Source organism: Bacillus smithii, from assembly GCF_001050115.1.
GTDB classification, from domain to species: domain Bacteria; phylum Bacillota; class Bacilli; order Bacillales; family DSM-4216; genus Bacillus_O; species Bacillus_O smithii.
On record NZ_CP012024.1, the window covers coordinates 442,073 to 464,197 of the forward strand.

A 22,125-nucleotide genomic window follows, 5' to 3' on the forward strand; every position below is an offset into this window, starting at 1 on the left:
TTTAGAGATCTCAATCTGTACTGTTTTGTTTTTGAGAGGGCAAAATTCCAGTATGATTATGATTCTTTTAAAAGATATGGTTTCATAAATAAAAAGAGCCAAGGCTTCGCGATTCTAAAAAGTCGAGAAGCCGATGGCCTTTTTTATACAATGTCTGTGATTACCAGCCAAAGCCGCCCCCAAACGGGTAACCGAATCCTCCGTATCCTCCGTATCCGTAGGGGTACCCATAACCAAAGCCTGGACCGTATAAGAAAGGAGAAAGTAAAGCTGCTGAAGTCAAACCTCCTAAAAATCCACCGAAAAATGGTCTTCCAAACCCAAACCCGAATGGCCTCCCAAATCCGAAAGGTCTTCCGAACCCAAACCCAAATGGTCTTCCAATTATTCTTTCGTCACTTGTCACATCAGGGTGCATTTTCATTCCTCCTCATTTTACTTAGCTTAACAGCTCACTTTAAATTATGCGTTTGTTCTAATATTGTTTTAGGCAAACAACTTATTTTAGGTAAGAGTTTAATGAACAGAACATCATTTTCTCATCTTGGGACTCTTAAATTAAAAAATATCAGACATGGTGATTCGTCCAAAATTATTTACCTTAAGCATGAATTATGAATTTTAAGAGAGAAAGATAAAAAAAAGCCAGCCGCTGACGATAAAAAGAATAGGATGTGGAGTTATCAGAGGGGAGTGGTTCGGAAAATGGTTGAGAAAGTAGCCAATTCGGAATTGATTTATCAGGCAGTGACGTTGCAGCAAGACGTACTGAAACGGACAGCTGAAGATCAAACAACGATGACTCAACAGCCAGCTTTCCCTCAACTAAGTCACTCAAAAGAGCAAGTTCATGAGATTGTCGAGAGCATGAATCATTTTTTAAAATCATCCAACACGCATTTGAAATTTGTGTTTCATGATCAATTGAAAGAATATTATGTGAAGATTGTGAACGATGAAACGAACGAAGTGGTGAAAGAAATCCCGCCAAAGAAATTGTTGGATATTTATGCAGCAATGGCCAATTATTTAGGTATATTAGTAGATAAGAAAATTTAGGGGAGTGAAAAATATGGTAACGAGAATCACAGGACTCGCCAGCGGCATGGACATTGATTCCATGGTGAAACAGTTGATGACAGCGGCAAAAGTGCCGTTAGATAAGTTAAAGCAGCAAAAACAAATTCTCGAATGGCAGAGAGATGATTACCGTGATATGAATTCTGCCCTTCTTGATTTCAGAAGTCTCCTCACACAAATGAAGCTGACGACGAATTATCGTGCCCGTCAAGTAGCATCATCAGACGATTCAAAAGTGACAGCGACTGCTTCCAGTGCTGCGGGACTCACCTCTTACAGCATTTCCAACGTGACACAATTGGCCAGTGCGGAAACGATTGCGGCGAAAAATAGTATTACAAATGATGCAGCTAATTTTGATCCGACTAAAAGTCTGCAAGATCAGCCGTTAAATCTAACTTGGAAAACGGGCGGAGTGGCGACAAAATCGATTACTGTAACAGCAGATGGGACCAATTTTGAACTAGGAGAAAGTAATTTTGATTTAACCAAAAGTGGGGATTGGAACGTTGTTGTCAATGGGCAGACATTTACCGTTGTAACAGACTCTAATCATACTCTGAATTCGAATGAAGTTTATATCGATTCCAATGGGAATATGACTTTTGGAACAACAATAGCAAAAGACAGCTCCATTAAAATTGATTATATTACAACGGACAGTACGCAAAAATATAGCGTTTTTTCTATTGATTCTTGGACATCCAAAGGGGAAGTAAAGAAAAACTTCCTCGTTCAAGGGAGCGATTCACTGAATACTGTCATCAGTAAAGTGAATTCTTCCGGCGTCGGTGTCAACATGTTCTATGATTCTTTTTCGGGGAAAATGTCCGTTGTACGTACGGAAACGGGAGATTTTAACAGCGCCGGATTGGATCTTCAAATCACCGGAGATTTTGCCAAAGCAATTAGTTTAGAAACAAATGGAGCGGACAGTGGCAGTAATAGTTATGTGAACGTTCAAGAAGGAAAAAACGCGAAGTTCACTTTAAACGGCTTAGAAACGGAGCGGACGTCCAATACTTTTACTGTCAATGGAGTCAACTTTACTCTTAAACAAACATTTGATAGTCCGGTTACCGTGTCCGTGACTAATGACAGTGATACCGTGTATCAGAATATAAAAAACTTTATAGATAAATATAATGACTTGATCGACAAGATTAGCAAGAAAACGTCGGAAGAACGTTATCGCGATTACCCGCCTTTGACTGATGACCAGCGCGAGCAATTAACGGACAAGCAGCAGGAACAATGGGAAGAAAAGGCAAAAAGCGGTCTTTTGCGCAATGATCCGATTTTAACGGGCCTTTTAAGCAAGATGCGCACCAATTTTTACAGTACGGTCCAAAATGATTCCGTTTCCGCAAACTATAACCAAATCGCCAAAATCGGCATTACCACTTCGAGCAACTTTTTAGACGGCGGAAAATTAATCATCGACGACGCGAAGTTAAAACAAGCGATCCAAGATGATCCGACATCGGTTGAAAATCTTTTCCGCGGGGATGGAGGCATTATTCAGCAGCTGTATGATACGGTCAATAATGCAATGAGTCAATTAAAGGATAAAGCCGGAAATTCGTATTCGACGAATCAGCAGTTTTCGATTGGCCGTCAATTGGATGATATTGATAAACGTGTAACAGATATGCAAAACAGCTTGGATGACTTAGAAAATCGCTATTATAATCAATTCACTGCAATGGAACAAGCGATTCAACAAGCTAATCAGCAATCTTTATATTTAACACAAATGCTTTCCGGCGGTAATTAATTAAGAAAAATGGCGAAAATATTTCCACGTTGATAAACAGGTTTTCCGGTCCCTTAACGGTCATTTCAGAACGGACTATGGATGGAAACTAACAGCTTACTAAAGGAGAGATACGGACATGGCAATCAATAATCCATACCAAGCATACGAAAAAAACGCTGTTTCTACTGCATCGCCTGGCGAGTTGACGTTAATGCTTTATAATGGCTGTCTGAAATTTTTGCTTCAGGCAAAGAAAGCTATCGAAGACAAAAATTTTGAGAAGAAAAATACTTATATTCAAAAAGCGCAAAATATCATTCGTGAATTGATGGTCACTTTAAATATGGATGTAGAGCTGTCCAAAAATTTAATGGCTGTATATGACTATATGAATCGCCGTCTCATTGAAGCAAATGTGAAAAATGATCTCGAGATTTTAGATGAGGTGATGGAATTCATTACGGAACTGCGTGATACGTGGAAGCAGGCGATTCAAGAACAACGGAAACAGCAGTATGGGACAGGCGGTCGAGTGTAATGGGAGACATGCGGACCTGTTTTCACATCACAGAGCAATTGCTTCACCACGTTCAAGCAAAGCCGGCAGTGGCAGATCGAGATGAATGGATTAAGAGATTGCTTGATTTGCTCGATGAGCGGGAGCAGGTCTTAAAAAGCCTTAAGCCGCCATTTACTGCAGAGGAAGAGAAACTTGGCCAAACCATCATGAAATGGAATGATGTGATTCAACAAGCATTAAAGGGAATTCAAGCAGAGATTAAACAAAGCATTCATGGAATTCACAACAAGAAGCAAAACATGAGAAAGTACTTGAATCCGTATGCGTCTTTGCAGACGGATGGCGTGTTTTATGATAGAAGAAAATAGGTGGAAAGATTGCCAAAAGTGAATTTGACAGAAAATCAATTTCAGTTGCTGCGAGACTATCTTCAGCTTTTGGAAACGATTGATGAGGGTTTGGTTTGGATTGTTTCCCATTTTCTTCAAGGACAAAACTCCAACTCCGTTCAAAAAATACTGAAAGACGTGATTCATGCTTTTCATGAAATTCATTTTGCCAATTTAACCGTTTCTGAGTTTTTAAAAGAAGATCAAAAAGCTCTGGAGGCCGTTGTCAGTTTTCAAATTTTGGAAGATCATATGAAAGACTTTTTAAAAAATGAGAACGTTTTGTCCGAACAAGAACGGATTTTGGAATATGTATTGTACCCTGCTTTTGTCCGTTGGCTTCGTGAAATTCAAAACACGTTCAAACCGTATATAGTCCATTAAAAGAAGCTTGCCTGCTGGTAGGCTTCTTCTTTCATGATCGAAAGTGAAGTTCTACTCCTTGTCGAAAAGAAAGAGAACTGCATAATCTATAGAAGGAATTAGAACAATAAATGTGAATTATTCGACAAAAAATAGACACAGTTTTTTCGAAGATTAGGCAGGAATGAAAGGGGAGAAAACGAAATATATACATATAGCTTTTAGCTTCTTGCATAAAAGGAGGAGTTTGCATGATGAACTACAACATTCGAGGCGAAAATATTGAAGTAACGCCGGCAATCCGTGAATATGCCGAAAAAAAAATCGGAAGATTAGAACGCTATTTTAATGAAACTCCTGATGCAAACGTCCATGTAAATTTGAAAGTTTATCCAGATAAAATGGCGAAGGTGGAGGTTACCATTCCTCTTCCAAATCTTGTGCTCAGGGCAGAAGAACGCAATCAAGATATGTATGCAGCAATCGATTTAATTGTCGACAAGCTTGAACGTCAGATTCGTAAACATAAGACGAAAGTTAATCGAAAACTGAGAGAACAAGGCAGTACAAAAGAGCTTTTCACTGTCAATGAAAGCGGACAGTCAAATGCTGAAGAAGAAAACGACATTACTATTGTCCGGACAAAACAATTTAGCTTAAAGCCGATGGACAGTGAGGAAGCGATTTTACAAATGAATCTGCTTGGTCATAACTTCTTTATTTATACAGATGCTGAAACAAATGCAACCAATATTGTATACCGTCGAAAAGACGGCAAATACGGTTTAATTGAAACGAATTAACAATTGATCATAAGAGGCTGATGATAGGGCCGGGCTGCTCCGATTTGTTAAAGTTAAAGTACATTGTCGATAGACATTGTGCTTTCGGAGGAAGTCCGGCTCTTTGTTTTTGGAAAAAACATCGGCAATGTTCTCATCATTCACACAAAGAAGGTTTATTTCCACCATATCGGACGCCGTTTACAAAAGTTGTCTCTGTATAGCGACAGTGGTATTATAAAATAGTGAAAAAGTGCAATGATCTGTGTTTATAAGTGGTCTATTACATGCTAAACAATTTTGTTCAATTTCTTCCTTTCCAAGTGTTGACCACATATTTTAGTCAGAAGAGAGTTTTGAAAGCTAATAAAGGAGAGTACAATGAATGGGATTACTAAATAAACTGTTTGATGCCAACAAGCGAGAGGTCAAACGTCTGAAAAAGATGGCTGACCAAATTGACGCACTTAGTTCCGAAATGGAAAAGCTCTCTGACGATCAACTTCGTGCCAAAACAGAAGAATTTAAACAGCGTCATCAAAACGGAGAATCGTTAGATGACTTATTAATAGAGGCTTTTGCCGTTGTACGGGAAGGAGCGCGCCGAGTTCTCGGCCTGTATCCTTACAAAGTGCAGCTCATGGGTGGCATTGCCCTTCACGAAGGCAATATTGCGGAAATGAAAACAGGGGAAGGAAAAACGTTGACCGCCACTATGCCGGTTTATTTAAATGCTCTCGCCGGAAAAGGCGTTCACGTTGTGACGGTAAACGAATATTTGGCTTCCCGCGACGCCACGGAAATGGGCAAGCTTTATGAATTTCTTGGACTGACCGTAGGGCTTAACTTAAACAGCATGTCAAAAGAGGAAAAAAAAGAAGCCTACCAAGCAGATATCACGTACGGAACGAACAACGAATTTGGATTTGATTATTTGCGAGATAACATGGTTTTGTATAAAGAAGATAAAGTTCAGCGCCCTCTTTACTACGCTGTCATCGATGAAGTAGACTCGATTTTGATCGATGAAGCCCGCACTCCGTTAATCATTTCCGGTCAAGCGGAAAAATCCACTCAGCTTTATATCCAAGCTAATGCGTTTGTCAAAACTTTAAAACGCGATGAAGATTATACGTACGATGAAAAAACAAAAGCCGTGCTGCTGACAGAAGAAGGCATCAACAAAGCGGAAAAATACTTTGGAATCGATAACTTGTTTGATTTAAAACACGTCACGCTAAACCACCATATCAGCCAAGCTTTGAAAGCTCATGTAAGCATGCACCGTGACGTCGATTACGTCGTTCAAGACGGCGAAATCGTCATTGTCGACCAATTTACAGGGCGTTTGATGAAAGGACGCCGCTACAGCGATGGGCTCCATCAAGCCATCGAGGCAAAAGAAGGATTAAAAATTCAAAACGAAAGCATGACGTTGGCTACGATCACATTCCAAAACTATTTCCGGATGTACGCGAAATTGGCAGGGATGACAGGAACAGCAAAAACGGAGGAAGAAGAATTCCGAAATATATACAATATGAGAGTCATTGTCATTCCTACGAATAAGCCTGTCATCCGTGAAGATCGCCCTGATTTGATTTACGCAACGATGGAAGGAAAATTTCGCGCAGTAGTGGAAGATATTTATCAGCGCCATATGACAGGGCAGCCTGTGCTTGTAGGGACAGTGGCCATTGAAACATCTGAATTGTTGTCGAAGATGCTGACAAAAAAAGGTGTCCGCCACAACGTATTGAACGCCAAAAACCATCAGCGTGAAGCGGAAATCATTGCCCATGCGGGTGAAAAAGGGGCTGTCACCATCGCAACGAACATGGCCGGACGCGGAACCGATATTAAGTTGGGCGAAGGGGTAAGCGAATTAGGCGGACTTGCCGTGATCGGGACAGAACGCCATGAGTCTCGCCGGATCGACAATCAGCTCCGCGGACGTTCAGGTCGTCAAGGCGATCCGGGGGTTACCCAGTTTTATTTATCGATGGAAGATGAGTTAATGAGGCGTTTCGGCTCAGATAATCTAAAAAATATGATGTCGCGTCTTGGTATGGACGATTCCCAGCCGATTCAAAGCAAAATGGTCACGAGAGCGGTCGAATCTGCGCAAAAACGTGTGGAAGGCAATAACTTTGATGCCAGAAAGCGGTTGTTGGAGTACGATGATGTCCTGCGTCAACAACGGGAAATCATTTATAAACAGCGCGATGAAGTATTGGAATCGGACAATTTACGTTCTATTATTGAGAATATGATTCACTCCGTTCTTGAAAGAGTCGTTCAATCCCATGCTTCTACTGCAGAAGACGAGGAACAATGGAATTTGCAAGGAATCGTCGATTATGTCAATGCCAATCTTCTTCCGGAAGGAGACGTCACAGTAGAAGACTTGCTCGGAAAAGAGCCGGACGAGATGGTGGATCTGATTTTTTCGAAAGTGCAAAAACGCTACGATGAAAAAGAAGAAAGCTTGTCGAAAGAACAGATGCGCGAATTTGAAAAAGTCATTCTTCTGCGCGCTGTCGACTCTAAATGGATTGACCATATTGATGCTATGGAACAGCTTAGGGAAGGCATCCATTTGCGTGCTTACGGGCAAATTGATCCGCTTCGCGAGTATCAAAATGAAGGTTATCAGATGTTTGAGCTTATGATTGAAGCCATTGAAGAAGAAACGGCAAAATATATTATGAAAGCGGAAATCCACAGCAATTTGGAACGCCAAGAAGTGGCGAAAGGACAAGCGGTCAATCCGAAAGAAGACGGTGAAAAAGTAAAGCGGCAGCCATTCCGCAAAAAAGTCAATATCGGCCGCAACGACCCGTGTCCATGCGGAAGCGGCAAAAAATATAAAAACTGCCATGGTAAGACGGCAGGATAAACGTTTGGCCGTCAGTGATTCTTTTGCCCCCTTTTCTTTCCTGATGAGATAAGAGAAGGGGTTCTCTCTTGCCCGGTAAATCAGGGCGAAGGTAAAATACAAAATAGCTACGAGATTAAACGATGAGGTGAGAAGGAATGGAACTTTTTGAAATTCGAAATGAATTGGATAAAACAGCTAAGAGATTAGCGGATTTTAGGGGGTCTCTTTGACTTAGAAAATAAAGAAGCGCGCATTGCGGAATTGGATGACATTATGATGCAGCCTGATTTTTGGAACGACCAGCAAAAAGCCCAGGCTATCATCAATGAAGCCAATGGATTAAAAGATCTTGTGAACGAGTATAAAGATCTTTTAGAGACACAAGAAAATCTGGATTTAACCTATGATCTTGTAAAAGAAGAAAACGATACGGAATTGAAAGCAGAATTGGAATCAGAGCTGGAAGACTTCACAAAACGGCTGAATCGTTATGAATTGGAGCTGTTGTTAAGCGAACCGTACGATAAAAATAATGCGATACTGGAACTGCATCCCGGTGCTGGAGGAACAGAGTCGCAAGACTGGGGTTCCATGCTTCTTCGCATGTATACAAGATGGGCGGAAAAGAAGGGATATAAAGTCGAGACTCTCGATTATCTGCCTGGAGATGAAGCGGGCATTAAAAGTGTCACCTTGTTAATTAAGGGGCATAATGCTTATGGCTACTTAAAGGCTGAAAAAGGAGTCCACCGCCTTGTACGCATTTCTCCATTTGATTCATCCGGACGGCGCCACACTTCTTTTGTTTCTTGCGATGTGATGCCGGAATTTAATGAGGAAGTTGAAATTGAAATTCGCAATGAAGATTTGAAAATCGACACTTATCGCTCAAGCGGTGCAGGCGGACAGCACGTCAACACAACCGATTCCGCGGTCAGAATTACCCACTTGCCGACTGGTATTGTTGTGACGTGCCAATCAGAACGTTCGCAAATTCAAAACCGCGAACGGGCGATGAACATGTTGAAAGCGAAATTATATCAAAAAAAATTGGAAGAGCAGGAAAAAGAATTGGCAGAAATCCGCGGCGAACAAAAGGAAATTGGCTGGGGAAGCCAAATACGTTCCTATGTATTTCATCCGTACTCCATGGTGAAAGACCATCGTACCAATACAGAAACCGGAAATGTACAAGCGGTAATGGACGGAGAAATTGATATGTTTATCGATGCCTATCTCCGTTCACGGCTGAAATAATGTTTTTCATCTGGGATCCTTTATACTCAGACTTCAGAGAATGTCTGAGCTGATGCCACATAACGTAAATATTGAGAAGGGGTAAAGGGGAACAGAACAAAGTTGGGGCTGACTCTAAGAGAACGAACCACGTTTGTTAAGGGTCAGCTTCTTTTTTTGACTTTAAAAGAAAATGGTTTCTTAGTAAAATGGAAATATCCATGCAAGATCCGCTTAACAAGCGCTCTCATTTTGATGGAAGTCGTCCCCTCCGCCATAATCTGAAAATCTCCATTAATGAACAGCTCCGCTCACGTGCTGAGCATAAAACGATTGAGTCGTTCGATGAACGTTTTTCCGTTATTTTAAAGGAAGGCCGCTGCAGTTCTTTCTTCGAATTTTTTGGAGTTTCTTAAATGAGATTGTATTTTGAAAGTGTTTATATGATTTTTATTGAAAGAATGGCAGATTCCTAATTTTCCCGTATTATTATTCAGAAAATTCCAAAGTATAAAAATTCAAAAGCAAGAAAGTGAAATTTTAAAACCATTGAACGATCATTTTAACTATCATATGAACAGGGAGGGTAATAATTGGCTGAAGTCTTAATTGTCGATAACGACAAACATTCGAGAAAAGAAATTAGAAAGTACATCGAGAAAAGTAAATTTCGTTTTCTGACCATTTTCGAGGCCAATACAGCTCAAAGAGGGTTAGTTCTTTTAAAACAAAGCCGTCCGAGCACGTTAATTTTAGATATTTCGCTGCCCGATATGGATGGATTAAAATTTGGAAGATCGGCATTACAATTATATTCAGATTTGCCTGTTATTATCGTGTCGCATTTAAAAATGTTTGAACTTGTACAAGAGGCTATTAATTCAGGATTTTCAGCCTATTTATTGAAACCGCTTTCCAAAAATGATTTGTATCAAGCGTTAGAACGGGTTTTGCCTCTGGGACTTAACCAAGAGCTTCATCAAACGATCAAAGGGAACAGTCATTTTTCTTCTGACTTAAAAAACCCGATTGAAAGCGCGATTCAATTTATTCAGATGAATTATGGCTATTCTCTTACACTAAAACAAGTAGCAGATCAAGTATATTTGAGCCCATCCTATTTCAGCCGATTGTTTAAAGAAGAAGTTGGCATGACGTTTGTTGAGTATCTATCATTTGTTAGAGTGGAGAAAGCCAAAAGTTTGCTCAGAATTTCCTGTTTACCGATTGAGGTGATAGCGAATAATACAGGATTTTCGAATCCCAGCTATTTTGCTACCACTTTCAAAAAATTAGTAGGGAAAACGCCAAGTGAATATCGGGATCAATTTTATTTTCAAGAACAGGGGGTGAATCCATGATTGCGATCCAAAAAGAATTAGAACGCTGCAAAAAGAAAGGGCTCTCGGGTGTCATAGGAACCATTATTTCAACGGAGGGTTCGACTTATCAAAAGGCCGGCACCAAATGTTTCATTTCAGAAGATCGGCATTTAACGGGGATTTTAAGTGGGGGATGTGTTGAATCCGACATTATGGAACATGCCTTCAAAGTTCTTAAGAATGAGAAGCCGACTGTCCTTCATTATAATTTTTACGGAGATGAAGATATTGTCTGGGGGCTTGGCGTTGGATGCAATGGAAAAATCAATATTTTATTAGAACCCTATCTTCCTGCAAAGCAGCCTGAAAAGGCAGCTTTAATCGAACGATATTTTTCAGATTCCTTAAAGAAACCGTTGCATGCCATTACCGTCGTAGAAGCAAATGATGAATCACTACAAGGAAAAACGTGGATAATCGATCCTGTTGACACCAAGAGTGGTTCAACGATTTCTGTTCAAGATATTGCAGATGATTATAAGAAAAGGAAAAAAAATTTAAAAAATGAATTGGTTCACCTAGGCGGCGAACAAAATTTATACGTGTACTATGAATCGGTAAGTCCACCTCCTCATCTAATCGTTTTCGGTGCAGGTCCTGATGCAATACCACTCGTCAAGATGGCGAAAAATTTGAAATGGAAGGTGACCGTACTCGATTATCGCCCATCCTATTGCAGCAAAGATCATTTTCCGGATGCGGATGATCTTTGCTTATATCCTTCCGGAAGCGTACCAAAAGTTTCTCTTCACCAAAACTCCTATGTCGTTATCATGACACATAACTTCCTGCACGATAAGGAAATTTTAGAAGAGATTTTAAATTCGGATGCTGCCTATATCGGACTGTTGGGACCGAGAAAAAGGACGGATCAATTGATTGCGGCCAGCGACATCCTTGTGAATAATGACAAAGTCCATCTCCTTCACAGCCCGATAGGATTGGACATCGGGGCCAAAACACCGGAAGAAATCGCATTGAGCATATTGGCCGAAATTACGATCGTATATAGAGGTGGCTCCGGACAGAAGCTATCGCAATTAGCGGATATGAGGCAATCTGTGTGAAGGAGGCGTCTGCCGATTTTACAGAAGAAGAGAAAAAACATTTGGGGAATTATTTTAGCTTCAGGTTTTTCAAAGAGGATGGGAAAACCTAAGCTGCTTCTTCCATATAAAGGGAAATCCATGATCCGGCATGTTTTGGATGCCAGCACCAATTCCTGCTTAAACGGCGTCATTGTTGTCGTGAATTCCGACATAGCCGGGCTTCAACAGGAAGTACGGAGTTCGTCTGTAAACAAACTAGTGTTGAATGATGAGGCGGGTAAAGGAATGTCTACATCGCTAAAAGCAGGGGTGACAAATCTGCCTTCTACGACGGATGCTGCCGTCGTGCTGCTCGGTGATCAGCCGCTTGTAACAGCGGACGATATTAATGAAGTCATTCGATGTTATGTATCGAATGAAGCCCCTATTGTTCAAGCGCAATATCAGTCCAAAAGAGGGCATCCCGTTCTGTTTGACCATTCGATGTTTCCGTATCTTTTCCATATAACAGGGGATGAAGGGGCCAGATCCATCTTAAAGAAGTTTGCCAACCAGATTCGTTTGGCTAGGTTGGATAAACCATATCCTGAGGATGTTGATACACCGGAAGATTATGAGGAACTTCTTCGGAAGGAGGTAAGGTAAAATGAGTCAATTGATTGGTAAAAAAGTAACTCGTATAGAAGATGCCAGACTGCTGACAGGGCAGGGAAAATACATCGATGATATCGGGACGCCGCCTAATACCGCTCATGTGGCGATATTAAGAAGTCCTTACCCTCATGCTAAAATCGTTTCTATCGATTATTCAGAAGCGCTGGAAATTCCGGGGGTAAAAGGAGTTGTGACTGGGAAGGATATTGAGCCTTTATTAAATCCATTCAGTGTCGGAGTGACAGCGCCAGTTCAATACTATCCAATGGCTATTGATAAAGTGCGGTATGTTGGCGAACCGGTAGCGGTCGTTGCGGCCAAAAACCGCTATATCGCGGAAGATGCTTTAGAAAAAAGTACGTTAGGCACAATGCCGCTTTATCATACGATGGGAATGAGATCCCTTTTATCCATCATGTTTTTAAATGGCAAATATGTCGTATTAACTGACTTTGATGAAAAAGAAGCCCTTGAACTATTGGAACGCGAAGAAATTACGTCGCTTATGATCATGAGAGCTAGAAGGATACCGGCTGATGAGGGTTATCAATGGGGACTGATCACGAAAGTAGTCCCGAAAGCAGATTTGGAAAAAGAAGTGGACGCACTGGTTGAGGAACTGTTAAAGTTTTCGCCGCTTGCATTAAAAGTATGTAAGCAAGTACTGAATGCAGCAGATGAAACGCCTCTTAGCGCAGGTATTGAATTGGAAGGAAAAGCATATGGTTTGCTTCGGACAACGGAAGACTTTAAAGAAGGAGTAGCGGCATTTGTAGAGAAGAGAAAACCAAATTTCGTTGGAAAATAAGATTTTCACTGCAGGAAATCAAGGCTCCCGATAACATAGTTTTCGGGAGCCTTTTTAATGTTTTTTCTTAAATACGAATTATTTGAAATGGTAAAGGAACGGAGAGCCCGCGGAAAGCGAGTGAATTTCGCGATCATCCATAATTACCCGAAATAAGGTTTTACATGAAGAAAGGGGTGCTCCTGGGCATTTTATTGACTTTAGAAACAGACCTTTTCTTTTTGAAATTCGTTTCCCTATATAGGAAGATTTTTTTCATTTATTACGCTCATAATAAATAATAGATAATCGGTTTGGATCAGATTCAAACGGAAATTCACGAAATAGAAACCATTTACGGAAAGGAATGTCCTGGCTGCATGTTTATGATGTCATCGGGAAATGGAAGAGATGTGGAACAGTTCCAAAGTGAAATAAAATTGGTATAATTTTTTAGGAGTTCTATTCTGATCACAAGGGAGGATAAAAATGAAAAAGTTGATGGGGCTTATACTTGGAACATCGATTCTACTTGCCGCTTGTGGTGGAGGCAATGGCGATAATGCAAAAGAATCGGCTAGTAAAGGAGATGACCCGCAACAGATCTACAACAATAAGTGCATTAGCTGCCATGGGGAAAATTTAAAAGGCGGTGTCGGTCCTTCTTTGCAAAAAGTTGGTTCTAAATACAGCAAAGAGGAAATCTTAAATATTCTGAAAAATGGCCGTGGACAAATGCCTCCAAAAGTTGTACAAGGAAAGGACGCCGAAAAAATGGCAGAATGGCTGGCCAATAAAAAATAATAAAACGCTTAACAATGTTGTTTCTAGAAAATCAAATGGAAAAAGGGATGAAAAGAAAAAAGCTGAGTGCGATGGAAGCGCTCAGCTTTTTTTCTGTGTGCGCCCGGCATGGGTGTAATCTATAGGGTGAAAGTCCCGAGCTGCGAAGGCAGAAGTAGCAGTTAGCTTAACGCAAGGGTGTCCGTGGTGACGCGGAATCTGAAGGAAGCTGGAGGCAAAACACCGGTCCGAGGAACACGAACCTCATATAAGGCTAGGTATGATTGAGTGAGTTTGCATAACAAAACAAAGCTCTTTCTGTCGAAGGTCATATCGAGTAAATGAGGCGGATAGATGGTGTGAAAGTGCATGTACTTACCCGGGGAGGTCTGGCGGATATGTGAAGTACTCTTCATAACCTACTTAGTGATAAGTAGCTGAACCGTCAGAAGTCAGCAGAGGTCATAGTATTAGTTGGTCTAGAACAACTAAGAAGGACCGAACAATTAAGAGAGAATAGCCCTTGGTATTCAGTGAGTCATGATGAACACAGAAAACGTAGTACCTCACTTGAGGGAGGAAGCGGTGAATCCCGTGGGAGACCTCTTGGAGGGTGGAGTGACCACTGGCATAAAGAGAAAAGCTATTCACGGAAGGAAGAATAACAATGCTTTTGAATCAAATCCTGTCACGGGAGAATATGCTTTTAGCTTTACAAAGAGTAGAAAAGAACAAAGGTAGCCATGGAGTAGATATGATGCCCGTACAAAACCTCCGTCAGCACATAGTCGAAAACTGGATATCCATTAAAGAGGCAATTCTCAAGGGTACCTATGAACCAATGCCTGTTCGAAGAGTCGAAATCCCGAAACCTGATGGCGGTGTTCGGTTACTAGGTATTCCAACCGTAACAGACCGTTTGATTCAACAAGCAATTGCCCAAGTATTATCGAGGATATATGACCCTATGTTCTCCGAACATAGTTATGGGTTTCGTTCAAATCGAAGTGCTCATGACGCAGTTAGGAAAGCAAAAGGCTATATCAGAGATGGTTATAGATGGGTAGTAGACATGGATTTAGAAAAGTTCTTCGATCGAGTGAATCATGACAGGCTGATGAGTACATTAGCCAAGACTATTAAAGAAAAGCCACTATTGAAGCTAATCCGCAAATATCTACAAGCTGGTGTCATGATTAATGGTGTGGTATCTAGGACAGAAGAAGGGACGCCGCAAGGTGGCCCCCTAAGCCCTTTACTTTCGAATATTGTACTAGATGAACTAGACAAAGAATTAGAGAAAAGAGGGCATAAATTTGTTCGTTATGCCGATGACTGTAATATTTACGTGAAGTCAAAACGGGCTGGTGAAAGAACCATGGCTAGTGTCAAACGATTTATTGAGGGAAAACTTCGTCTAAAAGTCAACGAGAAGAAATCTGCGGTTGACCGACCATGGAAACGAAAGTTTCTAGGATTTAGTTTTACACCTTCAAAAGAGCCAAAAGTTCGGATTGCCAAGCAAAGTCTAAAACGAATGAAGAAAAAGGTGCGAGAAATCACGTCAAGAAAAATACCATACCCAATGGAATATCGGATTAAGAAACTTAACCAATATCTACTTGGATGGTGTGGATATTTTGCATTAGCAGACACAAAGAGTATCTTTGAAGATTTGGATGGCTGGATTCGACGAAGACTCCGGATGTGTTTATGGAAAAACTGGAAAACCTCAAAGACCAGGATACGCAACCTCATAAAACTAGGAGTTCCTGAATGGAAAGCTTATGAATGGGGGAACAGTCGTAAAGGTTATTGGCGAATCTCAAAAAGTCCCATATTACACAGAACCCTTGGAAACTCCTATTGGAGTAACCAAGGGCTTAAAAGTCTACAGAAACGTTATGAATTCTTGCGTCATTTATCTTGATTGAACCGCCGTATACGGAACCGTACGTACGGTGGTGTGAGAGGACGGGGGTTAATCACCCCCTCCTACTCGATCGAAAAAAGGATTGTATTCTTTCGTATATCGTCATGAGCCGGTTGCGGATTTCTCTACTATTTTTACATTCTGAAATCAAAATGTAACATAAATTTTCAATGAGTGAAAGATATTCAATGCTATAATGAGTTTTGAGTTGAAAATTCGCTAGATTTTGCGATTTTTCCCAAAAAAAATGGGTTAGAGTCATAAATTCGACAAGAAATAAAAGACTTAGGTGGTTTTAAAATGATAGAAATGAAGGATGTTTTTAAGCAATATCCGAACGGCGTAGTGGCGGCCAATGGTTTTAATGTAAGGATTGGTAAAGGAGAATTCGTTTACATCGTTGGCCCGAGCGGTGCAGGCAAGTCCACTTTTATCAAGCTGATTTATAGGGAAGAAAAACCGACAAAAGGCACCGTGATTGTCAATGGGACCACCGTTTCTACCTTGAAAAACAGCAAAGTTCCGTTTTTGAGGAGAAATATTGGAGTTGTCTTCCAAGATTTTAAACTGCTGCCGACGCTGACTGTTTATGAAAATGTCGCCTTTGCGTTGGAAGTGATTGAAGAAGAACCGGAAAAAATTAGAAAAAGAGTCATGGAAGTACTGCAATTGGTCGGCTTAAAGCATAAAGCGAGAATGTTTCCCGATGAGCTTTCAGGCGGGGAACAGCAGCGTGTTTCGATTGCGCGCTCGATTGTGAATCGTCCGAAAGTGGTGATCGCGGATGAACCAACCGGAAATTTAGACCCTGAGACATCTTGGGACATTATCAATCTTTTTGAAAAAATCAACCGAACAGGCACGACGATTGTCATGGCGACTCACAACAAAGAAATTGTCAATACAAACCGCCATCGGGTGATTGCTATTGATAACGGGCGGATTGTACGTGACGAGCAGCGAGGTGAGTACGGATATGAAAGCTAGAACAGTGCGTCGCCACTTTCGAGAAAGTTTTAAGAGCCTCGGCCGCAACGGCTGGATGACGTTCGCATCCGTTTCGGCAGTGACCGTCACTTTATTGATGGTCGGAGTGTTTCTGATCATTTTATTTAATATGAACAAAGCAGCCACGGATATGGAAAAAGACGTCGAAATCAGGGTGCATATTGCTCTTAACGCCAATAAGCAAGACGAACAAGAGCTCAAAGAACAAATTGAATCGATGCCCCAAGTGAAATCCGTCCAGTTTTCCTCAAAAGAACAAGAATTGCAAAATTTGATTAAAGACATGGGAGACGAATTTAAACTTTTTAAACAAGATAATCCTCTTTACGATGTGTTCATCGTCAAAACGAAAAATCCGAAAGATACGTCAAAAGTGGCTGAGAAAATCAGTCATTTCGATCATACGGAAAAAGTTGTCTACGGAGAAAAGAAAATCAAAAAATTGTTTCGGGTGCTTGAAACGGCAAGGAATGTCAGCCTTGTGCTTCTGATAGGATTATTGTTCACCGCCATGTTTTTAATTTTGAACACGATTAAAATGAACATCTTTTCAAGACGAAAAGAAATTGAAATTATGAGACTCGTTGGAGCCACCAATTCGTTTATTCGCTGGCCTTTTTTACTGGAAGGGCTTTGGATCGGAATTTTAGGTTCTGTCATTCCAATCGCATTTGTGGCGGTCGTCTATAAAGTAATCTATCAATATTTTCAAACGCATGTGCATGATCATTTTATCCAAATTCTTTCCTATACGCCTTTTGTGTTCCAAGTAAGCGCCATTATTTTATTGGTCGGCGTTTTTATCGGAATGTGGGGAAGCTTCTTGTCTGTTCGCCGCTTCTTGAAAATTTAAAGTTTTTTAGATCTACATACTTGTAACGTTAAAAAAATGATAGGGAAAGGGGATTTATGGTGAAAAAGAGAGTCGTTCTTTCAGCCGCTTTGGCTGCTTCTTTAGGGCTTGGAAGCAATTTTGGCTTCACAAAAGCCGCTTTTGCTTCCAAAATTTCAGATTTGGAATCGAAAAATACACAAATCGAACAAAAAAAGGCGGACCTCAAGCATCATCTTCAAGAAAAAGACCAAAAACTAAACGAGCTAAAAGACCAGCAAAGCAAGTTGGCGAAAGAAATAAAAGCGATCGATATGGCTGCTCAAGATGCCGAATTAAAAATTGCTGAGAAACAAAAACAAATGAAAGAGACAAACGAAAAAATCGAAAATCTGAAAAAAGAAATTAAAGTAATTCAAAAGCGTATTCAGGAACGGAACGAAGTGCTTAAGGAACGGGCACGTGCACTTCAGCAAAGCGGGGGAAGCGCTAGCTACATAGACGTGCTGCTTGGTGCTGAAAGTTTTAGTGATTTTATCGACCGCGCCACAGCGGTGACTGCTCTTGTAAACGCCGATAAAACGATTTTGGATGAGCAAAAAAAAGATGAAGAAAAGCTAGAGAATAATCGCAAAGAAGTAGAAAAAGAGTTGGACCGTTTAACAGGAATGGTGCAGGATTTAAAAGATTTAACGGCACGTTTAAATGCCAAACGAACGGAAAAAGACTCGTTGATGAGGCAGTTGGCAAAAGAGCAGAAAGACGTTGAAAACGATAAATTAAGCCTTCAAGAAGAGCAAGAATTGCTGGCATCTCAACAGTCGGCTATTCAACAAGCGATTCAAAGCGAGAAAAACCGAAAAAAAGAGGCCGCACAAGCACCACAGCCAACTGGCAATGAACATTCCGTTCAGTCCGCCAGCCAAGGTCCGATGCCTGAAGTTTCGTCTGGGGCCTTTACTCGGCCGGCAGCCGGGGTGATTTCTTCTGAGTTTGGCGCTAGAGGTTCTGAATTCCATGAAGGAATCGATATCGCGAACAGCGGCTCCAACGTTCCAATAGTGGCTGCCGCATCAGGAGAAGTGATTCGCTCCTATTATTCTACTTCTTATGGAAACTGTATTTTTATTTCACATTCCATTAATGGAAAAGTATTTACGACGGTTTATGCCCATATGTCCGCGCGTCTCGTCCAATCGGGACACGTTTCGAAAGGACAAGTGATCGGTTATATGGGAAGCACGGGACAATCAACCGGCCAGCATCTTCATTTTGAAATTCATGAAGGGCCATGGACTCCGGATAAAAGATATGCTGTTAACCCACGGAAATATATTAATTTTTAGGGTATAGAAGAGCTTGACACATGTCAGGCTCTCTTTTTCATTTTGAAAAAAATCGATGGACAGCTACACGAGCCCGGGCATTTGAGGGGCAATTGGAATATGTTATTCTGTACTCACAAATGGAGGTGTTATGATGGGCGGAGCTTATGCAGGTGGCTTTGCGTTGATTGTTGTGTTGTTTATTTTGTTGATTATTGTTGGTACGGCTTTCGTTGGTTTCGGTTACTAGTAAGGTGCTTATTGCGAAGAAGTATGTTTGACATTTGGAAAAAGTTTCGACAAAATCGGTTATCAAAATTAAATGTGTTCAAACATTGCCTTGCTTTCTTACTATCCCGGCAGTAGCGTTTTAACGCGAAGTCTGGAAAAAGGTTGAACATTGAATTTCATTATACGGGCTGATTTTTAGAGGCATTCTCTCTGAATCAGCCTGTTGTTTGTATGTCGGTCTTATTCATGATCTCATTTTTAAACACGGCTAAGAACTAACCATTCCTCATAGACGCTGATGACTTCTAAAACAGTTTTCATCAACAGTAAGAATACATTTTGCAACACGCTAATTGAACAAATGAAATTAAAGAATTCTAAAAAATAATAATCTTCAAAATTGGGTATTTATGCAACGAAAAAATTCTTTACAATGGAAGTGTGGGCTCTTCCTCTTGATGATGTATAAAATTTTGTGTCAAGCATTTAGTTAGACCAAAAGAAAAAGGTAGGGTATTCTCTGATTTGACCAATCATCTAGAGAAAGGAGTACCCTACCTATGTCTAAGAGTATATCGAATATAGATTGGATGAATCAACTGGAAAACGTTATTCGTGAGTTTGTAAAGGAAAAATTAGAGCTGATCATGAAGGAAGAAATCCAGACTTTCCTCGAAATGGAACAAGAGGGAACGTCGAATAGAAGAAACGGCTATTACCATCGAAACCTAGACACGCAGTATGGTCGTATCGAAGGACTTTCTGTTCCAAGAGACCGAAAGGGGGAATTTCAAACGCAGCTGTTCACCCCTTACCAACGCCATACGGGCTGGCTCGAGGAAGCCATCATCAAGATGTATCAAAGTGGTATGAGTACGCGTGAAATTGGCAAGTTTATTGAACGAATTTTAGGCAAGGCCTATTCTCCTTCAACGATCAGTCGTATGACCGATATCGTGAAAGAAGACATTGAGAAATGGCACAAACGTCCCCTGAACAAACGTTATTCTGTCTTATATTTAGACGGATTGTATGTAAAACTTCGTCGCGATACCGTGGAGAAAGAAGTGATTTATGTGGTGTTGGGGGTCAACGAAGAAGGATATCGCGAAATTCTTGATTTTTTCGTAGGAGGACAGGAGAGTGCCTATGGATGGCAAGAGATTCTTCAACAGCTCTACAAAAGAGGCGTACAGGAAGTGCTTCTGGGCGTATTTGATGGCCTTCCGGGGCTAGAGGAAGCCTTTAAGGCTGTTTATCCGAAAGCCGATGTGCAGCGCTGTGTCGTTCACAAAGTACGTAATACCTTAAATCGTGTTCGGAAAAAAGATCAATTTGAAGTGGCAGAGGATCTCAAACTGATTTATCGCGCACCGAATAAGGAGATTGCGTTACAGATGTTTCAACAGTTTGAGTCGAAATGGTCGAACAAGTATCCGAGAGAAGTTCAATCTTGGGCCAATGAGTTGGATGTCCTCCTTACATTTATGGATTATCCAAGCAGTATTCGAAGTGTGATTTACACGACCAATGCCATTGAACGAACGATCAAAGAGATTCGGAAACGTCTAAAGCCGATGAACAGTTTGAGTAGTTTAGAAGCCGCTGAAAAAGTCGTGTATTTGACCATCCAAGATTTTAATGAGAAATGGGCAGGACGAAAATTACGAGGATTTGCTGAAGCCTATGAAACCCTTCAACAAATGTTTGAAAAACGTTATAACTAACCAAATATTGTAAACGAACAAAATAAAGGGATTCTCCCTTTCCACACAGGAGACTGAATATTCAGTCTCCTGTGTGGAGGAAATCGAACCCCTATCCATTCCAAATCCATTTCAGAGATACCCTATCTATCTTACATAACACAAAATTCTTGACGGTACCTTCCTCTTCCAATCAAGTCGTAAGGATAACCCATCGAACATTTTTTATTTAGTAAATTAGGTTTTCCCTTCCCCATTAAAAAACTTTTCGAACAAATAACCCAAACTGGACTTTTACACCAAGAAACTTGCATATAGGCTCGCTTTTTCCTCAATGGAAGAAATGAGTGGCACAATGCTTGACGATCAATGCATAGCCATTGAACCACTGCAAAGGAGAGGAGAATGATGAATGATAAAACCAATAAAAGATGTAAGGAAGGAGTTCATTTTAAAATTTTTTAAAGAGCAATGGGGGAGCACAGAAATGGTGACATCAAGCGGTACATACGATTGCTTGGAATTGGATGGATTTGTCTCTCTAAACTTAAAAGGAGAAATCAATGGATTCATTACTTTTTACATTTCAAAAGATGAATGCGAAATTATATCGTTGGATAGTATGGAAGAAAATAAAGGCATTGGAACTTCTTTGCTGAATCGTGTTGAATTTTTTGCTAAAGAACAAAATTGTAAGAAAATGAAACTGATTACGACTAATGATAATTTGAGGGCTATCCGATTTTATCAAAAAAGAGGATATCAATGTGTAAAGGTCATCCCGAATGCCGTGAATATCGCGAGAAAGAAAAAGCCTGAAATCCCCCTTATGAATCCCGAGAACCATATACCGATACGGGACGAATTTTTGTTCGTAAAAGAAATACAATAAATCAAAACTTTTGCAGCGCGAATGTGCGACCGTTCTAAGTTCGCAAGGTCGATGGTCCGGCACTGTTCCGTATCGAACATGGACAAGCACAACCATGTGGATCATTGAAAAGGGCATTGACTTTAGTCCATAGATTCACTATAATTTGTTCAAAAGTTTCTTTTTTTCATTTATTCACAACAAACTGTAAATAATGAATATTTCACTCTTATCAAGAGCGGCGGAGGGATTAGGCCCAATGAAGCCCGGCAACCTTCAAGCAGTACTGCTTGAAAAGGTGCTAAGTCCTACAGATCTTGTATACAGATCTGAAAGATAAGAGGAGGAGTCCATCAACGTCCTCTTCTTAAGAAGAGGACGTTTTTCATGTGCGCCCGGCATGTACATGAACTATAGGGTGTAAGTCCCGAACCCCGAAGACAGAAGTAGAGGTTAGCCAAGAGCAAGGGTGTCCGTGGTGACGCGGAATCTGAAGGAAGCTGGAGGCAAAACACCGGTCCGAGGAACACGAACCTCATATAAGGCTAGGTATG

The 22,125-nt window shown here is 40.8% G+C and carries 22 protein-coding genes and 1 riboswitch; of the genes, 21 read left to right on the forward strand and 1 reads right to left on the reverse strand.

Features of this window, described 5'->3' with window-relative positions; genetic code table 11:
• Positions 1-160 precede the first annotated feature (160 nt).
• Entirely contained in the window at positions 161-418 is a 258-nt protein-coding gene (locus tag BSM4216_RS02120; protein WP_176572999.1) for a hypothetical protein, read from the reverse strand.
• A 287-nt stretch (positions 419-705) separates the two neighbouring features.
• On the opposite strand from BSM4216_RS02120, the gene flaG reads away from it, so the two are divergent.
• The 21 genes from flaG (at position 706) to BSM4216_RS02220 (ending at position 21,592) form a co-directional block, all read left to right on the forward strand.
• Positions 706-1,059, forward strand: a complete 354-nt coding sequence (gene flaG / locus BSM4216_RS02125; protein WP_004439705.1) for a flagellar protein FlaG — start codon at positions 706-708, stop codon at positions 1,057-1,059.
• A gap of 13 nt (positions 1,060-1,072) precedes the next feature.
• Positions 1,073-2,857: a flagellar hook-associated protein 2 gene (locus tag BSM4216_RS02130; protein WP_048622565.1), complete on the forward strand. Its 1,785-nt coding sequence runs from the start codon at positions 1,073-1,075 to the stop codon at positions 2,855-2,857.
• Between the two features lie 118 nt (positions 2,858-2,975).
• Positions 2,976-3,377: a flagellar export chaperone FliS gene (gene fliS / locus BSM4216_RS02135; protein ID WP_048622566.1), complete on the forward strand. Its 402-nt coding sequence runs from the start codon at positions 2,976-2,978 to the stop codon at positions 3,375-3,377.
• Complete coding sequence (fliT, locus tag BSM4216_RS02140) at positions 3,377-3,727, forward strand: flagellar protein FliT (protein ID WP_048622567.1); 351 nt, start codon at positions 3,377-3,379, stop codon at positions 3,725-3,727. Before fliS ends, fliT begins: the two co-directional genes overlap by 1 nt.
• Positions 3,728-3,745: 18 nt before the next feature.
• Positions 3,746-4,132, forward strand: a complete 387-nt coding sequence (locus BSM4216_RS02145) for a DUF8042 domain-containing protein (RefSeq protein WP_483294835.1) — start codon at positions 3,746-3,748, stop codon at positions 4,130-4,132.
• A gap of 230 nt (positions 4,133-4,362) precedes the next feature.
• Positions 4,363-4,914: a ribosome hibernation-promoting factor, HPF/YfiA family gene (gene hpf, locus BSM4216_RS02150; protein ID WP_040341426.1), complete on the forward strand. Its 552-nt coding sequence runs from the start codon at positions 4,363-4,365 to the stop codon at positions 4,912-4,914.
• Between the two features lie 364 nt (positions 4,915-5,278).
• The gene (gene secA / locus BSM4216_RS02155; RefSeq protein ID WP_048622569.1) at positions 5,279-7,792 is read left to right on the forward strand and encodes a preprotein translocase subunit SecA; all 2,514 of its coding nucleotides are present in this window, start codon (positions 5,279-5,281) and stop codon (positions 7,790-7,792) included.
• Between the two features lie 137 nt (positions 7,793-7,929).
• A protein-coding gene (prfB, locus tag BSM4216_RS02160; protein WP_147542793.1) for a peptide chain release factor 2 occupies positions 7,930-9,031 on the forward strand; the annotation gives its coding sequence in 2 pieces (ribosomal slippage) (positions 7,930-8,001 and positions 8,003-9,031; 1,101 coding nt in all).
• A 188-nt stretch (positions 9,032-9,219) separates the two neighbouring features.
• Entirely contained in the window at positions 9,220-9,426 is a 207-nt protein-coding gene (locus tag BSM4216_RS02165) for a hypothetical protein (RefSeq protein WP_156179201.1), read from the forward strand.
• Between the two features lie 177 nt (positions 9,427-9,603).
• A complete protein-coding gene (locus BSM4216_RS02170) occupies positions 9,604-10,371 on the forward strand; it encodes a helix-turn-helix transcriptional regulator (RefSeq protein ID WP_048622571.1) in 768 nt (255 codons plus the stop codon).
• Positions 10,368-11,459, forward strand: a complete 1,092-nt coding sequence (locus BSM4216_RS02175) for an XdhC family protein (RefSeq protein WP_048622572.1) — start codon at positions 10,368-10,370, stop codon at positions 11,457-11,459. Before BSM4216_RS02170 ends, BSM4216_RS02175 begins: the two co-directional genes overlap by 4 nt.
• 51 nt (positions 11,460-11,510) lie before the next feature.
• Complete coding sequence (locus BSM4216_RS02180; RefSeq protein ID WP_280513058.1) at positions 11,511-12,086, forward strand: nucleotidyltransferase family protein; 576 nt, start codon at positions 11,511-11,513, stop codon at positions 12,084-12,086.
• 1 nt (position 12,087) lies between these two features.
• Positions 12,088-12,903, forward strand: a complete 816-nt coding sequence (locus BSM4216_RS16990) for an enoyl-CoA hydratase/isomerase family protein (RefSeq protein ID WP_053083210.1) — start codon at positions 12,088-12,090, stop codon at positions 12,901-12,903.
• Positions 12,904-13,371: 468 nt separating this feature from the next.
• Positions 13,372-13,686, forward strand: a complete 315-nt coding sequence (gene cccB, locus BSM4216_RS02190; protein ID WP_048622574.1) for a cytochrome c551 — start codon at positions 13,372-13,374, stop codon at positions 13,684-13,686.
• A gap of 646 nt (positions 13,687-14,332) precedes the next feature.
• Positions 14,333-15,595, forward strand: coding sequence for a group II intron reverse transcriptase/maturase (gene ltrA, locus BSM4216_RS02195; RefSeq protein ID WP_003354109.1), 1,263 nt, complete (start codon positions 14,333-14,335; stop codon positions 15,593-15,595).
• Between the two features lie 303 nt (positions 15,596-15,898).
• Positions 15,899-16,585 (forward strand): cell division ATP-binding protein FtsE, encoded by a 687-nt coding sequence (ftsE, locus tag BSM4216_RS02200; RefSeq protein ID WP_003352363.1) that lies wholly within the window; start codon positions 15,899-15,901, stop codon positions 16,583-16,585.
• Positions 16,575-17,459, forward strand: a complete 885-nt coding sequence (gene ftsX / locus BSM4216_RS02205; protein WP_048622575.1) for a permease-like cell division protein FtsX — start codon at positions 16,575-16,577, stop codon at positions 17,457-17,459. The genes ftsE and ftsX overlap by 11 nt, the downstream gene beginning before the upstream one ends.
• Before the next feature lie 56 nt (positions 17,460-17,515).
• On the forward strand, positions 17,516-18,784 hold the full coding sequence (locus tag BSM4216_RS02210; RefSeq protein WP_048622576.1) for a murein hydrolase activator EnvC family protein: 1,269 nt from the start codon (positions 17,516-17,518) through the stop codon (positions 18,782-18,784).
• Positions 18,785-18,914: 130 nt separating this feature from the next.
• The gene (locus tag BSM4216_RS16065; RefSeq protein ID WP_147542737.1) at positions 18,915-19,013 is read left to right on the forward strand and encodes a YjcZ family sporulation protein; all 99 of its coding nucleotides are present in this window, start codon (positions 18,915-18,917) and stop codon (positions 19,011-19,013) included.
• 541 nt (positions 19,014-19,554) lie between these two features.
• A complete protein-coding gene (locus BSM4216_RS02215; protein ID WP_048622577.1) occupies positions 19,555-20,721 on the forward strand; it encodes an IS256 family transposase in 1,167 nt (388 codons plus the stop codon).
• A 391-nt stretch (positions 20,722-21,112) separates the two neighbouring features.
• A complete protein-coding gene (locus tag BSM4216_RS02220) occupies positions 21,113-21,592 on the forward strand; it encodes a GNAT family N-acetyltransferase (RefSeq protein WP_048622578.1) in 480 nt (159 codons plus the stop codon).
• Positions 21,593-21,797: 205 nt separating this feature from the next.
• Positions 21,798-21,914, forward strand: a riboswitch (SAM riboswitch).
• Positions 21,915-22,125: the final 211 nt, after the last annotated feature.

What these genes read in the sequence shown, in the direction of transcription:
- BSM4216_RS02120 (WP_176572999.1), bottom strand. Translation starts at nt 418, where the DNA reads ATGCACCCTGATGTGACAAGTGACGAAAGAATAATTGGAAGACCATTT.
- flaG (WP_004439705.1), top strand. Translation starts at nt 706, where the DNA reads ATGGTTGAGAAAGTAGCCAATTCGGAATTGATTTATCAGGCAGTGACG.
- BSM4216_RS02130 (WP_048622565.1), top strand. Translation starts at nt 1,073, where the DNA reads ATGGTAACGAGAATCACAGGACTCGCCAGCGGCATGGACATTGATTCC.
- fliS (WP_048622566.1), top strand. Translation starts at nt 2,976, where the DNA reads ATGGCAATCAATAATCCATACCAAGCATACGAAAAAAACGCTGTTTCT.
- fliT (WP_048622567.1), top strand. Translation starts at nt 3,377, where the DNA reads ATGGGAGACATGCGGACCTGTTTTCACATCACAGAGCAATTGCTTCAC.
- hpf (WP_040341426.1), top strand. Translation starts at nt 4,363, where the DNA reads ATGATGAACTACAACATTCGAGGCGAAAATATTGAAGTAACGCCGGCA.
- secA (WP_048622569.1), top strand. Translation starts at nt 5,279, where the DNA reads ATGGGATTACTAAATAAACTGTTTGATGCCAACAAGCGAGAGGTCAAA.
- BSM4216_RS02165 (WP_156179201.1), top strand. Translation starts at nt 9,220, where the DNA reads ATGGAAATATCCATGCAAGATCCGCTTAACAAGCGCTCTCATTTTGAT.
- BSM4216_RS02175 (WP_048622572.1), top strand. Translation starts at nt 10,368, where the DNA reads ATGATTGCGATCCAAAAAGAATTAGAACGCTGCAAAAAGAAAGGGCTC.
- BSM4216_RS16990 (WP_053083210.1), top strand. Translation starts at nt 12,088, where the DNA reads ATGAGTCAATTGATTGGTAAAAAAGTAACTCGTATAGAAGATGCCAGA.
- cccB (WP_048622574.1), top strand. Translation starts at nt 13,372, where the DNA reads ATGAAAAAGTTGATGGGGCTTATACTTGGAACATCGATTCTACTTGCC.
- ltrA (WP_003354109.1), top strand. Translation starts at nt 14,333, where the DNA reads ATGCTTTTGAATCAAATCCTGTCACGGGAGAATATGCTTTTAGCTTTA.
- ftsE (WP_003352363.1), top strand. Translation starts at nt 15,899, where the DNA reads ATGATAGAAATGAAGGATGTTTTTAAGCAATATCCGAACGGCGTAGTG.
- ftsX (WP_048622575.1), top strand. Translation starts at nt 16,575, where the DNA reads ATGAAAGCTAGAACAGTGCGTCGCCACTTTCGAGAAAGTTTTAAGAGC.
- BSM4216_RS02210 (WP_048622576.1), top strand. Translation starts at nt 17,516, where the DNA reads ATGGTGAAAAAGAGAGTCGTTCTTTCAGCCGCTTTGGCTGCTTCTTTA.
- BSM4216_RS16065 (WP_147542737.1), top strand. Translation starts at nt 18,915, where the DNA reads ATGATGGGCGGAGCTTATGCAGGTGGCTTTGCGTTGATTGTTGTGTTG.
- BSM4216_RS02215 (WP_048622577.1), top strand. Translation starts at nt 19,555, where the DNA reads ATGTCTAAGAGTATATCGAATATAGATTGGATGAATCAACTGGAAAAC.
- BSM4216_RS02220 (WP_048622578.1), top strand. Translation starts at nt 21,113, where the DNA reads ATGATAAAACCAATAAAAGATGTAAGGAAGGAGTTCATTTTAAAATTT.